We start from the raw sequence: 3,114 nt of genomic DNA, 5'->3' as shown, positions 1-3,114 counted from the left end.
CCGATGGTCGATTTTTTGAATCGGGCTTTGTAAAAAAACTCACGGTAAAGCGAACGCTATATAAGTACCTCCCACAGGTAGCCCCTGCCGCCCGCCGCCCACGGCGATGGCGATATACTGTTTGCCGTTCACCATGTAAGTAATCGGCGTGGCGAAGGCTCCGGTGGGTAGTTTGTACTTCCAAACTACCTTCCCGGTCTTAGCGTCGAAAGCCCTGAGGTGTCCGTCGAAAGTACCCGCGATGAACAGCAGCCCGCCCGCCGTGACGATGGGGCCGCCGTGGTTTTCACTGCCCGTCGGGGGTACGCCCTTTTTGGCAATTTCGGGATGATCGCCCAAGGTGACCCGCCAGAGGTACTCGCCTGTGTTCAAATCTACGGCGTTGAGCGTACCCCAAGGAGATTTGATTGCCGGGTAATCGTCTTTGTCCAAAAACTGCACCGTGCCGTTGTTGACGTAGGGCGGACGGTGAGGGAACAACTTGCCGTCCGCGGCGTCGGCCAGCGTGACTTTGTGGACATCGTCAGGGGTGGTTTTGGCCGGAGCCTCAGTGTCGAGCAGGAAGTCAATGAGTGTCGCCCGTTTTTCTTTGGAAATATGCTGAAACGAAGGCATCCGGCCCCGGCCCGTTTCGAGGAGGGCCGCAATCTGCGATCGTGATAGCCGCTTGCCGACGTTTCCGAGATTGGGATAAGCTTGAGCGCTAGCGGTCACCTGCACTTTGGGGTCAATGGCGTGACAAGAAGCACAATTGGTATTGAACAGCACCGCGCCTTCCGAGAGGGCCGTGCCGTCCTGCGCCTGTCGTGTACTGCGCATCTTGACCCACCACAACATATTGTTCCCATTGACGTACATAATGCCCCCCGGATCGGCGGCGGTACCGCCCCATTCGGCACCGCCACCCAGGCCGTACATGAGCATCCCTTTCTCGCTAGGCGGAAGATTTTTGGGGCCGCTGATACTGTTTTTGAAGCGATCCAACACATAGGCACGCGATTCGGGCGTACGGTTTGTAATATCCGCTTCGGTCAGCGACTGGCGGGCGAAGGGTGCAGGCTTGGTCGGGACGGGCTGTGTAGGCCAGGGCTGTTCGCCGGGCAGGGCGGGAGCGTCGGGAACGGGTACTTCCTCCACCGGAAAAAGCGGCTCGCCCGTGTCGCGGTTGAAGACGAAAATTAGCCCGTCTTTGGTAGCCTGCGCCACGGCGTCCACCATTTTTCCCTTATGCTTGACGGTGATCAAGTTCGGCGGACAGGGAATATCGCGGTCCCACAGATCATGGTGGACGGTCTGGAAATGCCAGATGCGCTTACCCGTTTTGGCGTCGAGCGCGATGACGCAGTTAGCGAACAGATTGCTGCCTTCACGATCGCCACCGTAGAAGTCCACCGAGGGCGAACCCGTCCCCATGAACACCATACCGCGTTTTTCGTCTACGACTAGGCCCGCCCAGCAGTTGGCCCCGCCGAGTTTTTTGTACGAATTCTTTTCCCAGGTTTCGTAGCCGTACTCACCCGGCAACGGAATGGTGCGGAACACCCAGGCCAATTTGCCAGTCCGCACGTCGAACGCGCGGATGTGGCCCGGCAGAGCATCACCGCCCTCCGACGTGGACGAACCCATGATAATGAGATTATTGTAGATGACGCCCGGCGTGGTGGAGCGGATGGTAAATTGACTGACATCATAGCCCAACGTCTTTTCATCACCCAGACCTTCGTGCAAATCGATTCTGCCGTTGTTACCGAAACTCTCGACCAGTTTCCCGGTCTTTGCATCGATAGCGTAAAGCCAAGGTCCCACAGAATGCAGAATGCGCCCTTCATGATCGTTTTCCCAATACACTACCCCCCGTGCCGGATGGTAAATGGGTTTGTCGCCAGTCAACGGCTGCGGATCGAATCGCCAAAGTTCCCGGCCCGTAGCGGCATCGGCGGCGAAGACCTTAAGCAGCGGCGTGAGGCCATAAAGTATGCCATCGACCACGATCGGCTGGCACTGAATAGCCATTTTCTTGGGGTCGTCGGGCTTGTTTTCACCCGTGTCGTACGTCCAGGCGACTTTCAGGTTTTTGACGTTCTGTAAATTGATTTGAGAAAGTTCCGAGTAACGGCTTCCACCCGGATCGCCGCCGTAAGCGCGCCAATCCACATTTTTGAGCGGCTCGTGGGTGCCTGGCCCGGCGTAGTAAGCCGCGCCGCAAAGCCACAGCAGAAGCAAGCCGAGGGTAGGGTATTTCCAGGATTTCATGGATTGCAAAAATTGTAATTGAGTCTTCTGACGAAGAATCTAATTCTCTGTTTCTACTTCAAATTCATAACGGATATTCCAGCGAACTGTTTCGCCGGGCTTGGCGGAAAGCCGGATATAAGGCTCGGGGCAGGAGGTAGTTCGGCAAGCCCAGAAGACAATCTTTTCCAAAGGGCGGTCGCCATTGATCTTCACGCCCGCCCCAGTTTTGGTATTTTTGATATGAATGCCGTAGTCATCTGGTGTATTTTTAAATCCTTCCAAACTCATCGTAATGATACTCTCGTTCCCCTGTAGTTCGCGGTTATAAACTACCTGCCGACCTTTGGCTTCTACGATGGTCCCGAAGCCCTTGCCCTCCGCGCTGGTAGTAAACGGAAAGGTAGTTTCGATATTCGGCCCGGTCGGTTCGCCGTCGATAACGAAGAAATTGTGGTTGTAGGTGCTTGTTTCAATTTTCTTAGTACCCGTATTTTTCAGGCTGTGTTCCAGCACCAGCTCGGGCTTTCCTTTGGTAAGCCTGACTACCTTCGTGTATTCATAGCCGTAGCCATTCACACCGGAAATGGTATGCGTGAACGTCACGCGGTCTTTTTTCCTTTTTACCTTCCATTTGCCGGGAGTTTTGATCACATAATCTTTGGAGAAAGTATAGGCTCCGTCGTCGGGCTTGACCAATCCACCCACGCCAATTTTCAGGAATTGTCCGCCCACAGCGGCTTCGTCCATACCGACAGCCATGAACTCCTCCACGGGCCCGGTGATGGCGTCGTGCAACGTAGGCGTATAGGGCCGCGTGTTCCAGAAATCGAAGTAGCGGTGGCCTTTGTACCGCAGATCCGGTATCACACCCGACCAATC

The 3,114-nt window shown here is 55.3% G+C and carries 2 protein-coding genes; both read right to left on the bottom strand.

Annotation, left to right across the window (positions count from 1 at the left end; genetic code table 11):
• Positions 1–39 precede the first annotated feature (39 nt).
• Positions 40–2,253, bottom strand: coding sequence for a pyrroloquinoline quinone-dependent dehydrogenase (locus ACEW8P_RS01640; protein ID WP_373511371.1), 2,214 nt, complete (start codon positions 2,251–2,253; stop codon positions 40–42).
• 39 nt (positions 2,254–2,292) lie between these two features.
• Positions 2,293–3,114 (bottom strand): hypothetical protein (locus tag ACEW8P_RS01635; protein ID WP_373511370.1); only part of this gene is annotated, 822 nt, incomplete at its 5' end.

Origin of the sequence: Persicitalea sp. (assembly GCF_041751555.1) — a bacterium.
Lineage (GTDB): Bacteria > Bacteroidota > Bacteroidia > Cytophagales > Spirosomataceae > Persicitalea.
Note: the sequence above shows the minus strand (reverse complement) of the source record. Positions and strands in the feature narration are given on the sequence as shown.

Bases quoted from the DNA above. Each gene is read 5' to 3' on its own strand.
- ACEW8P_RS01640 (WP_373511371.1), bottom strand. From the start codon at position 2,253: ATGAAATCCTGGAAATACCCTACCCTCGGCTTGCTTCTGCTGTGGCTT.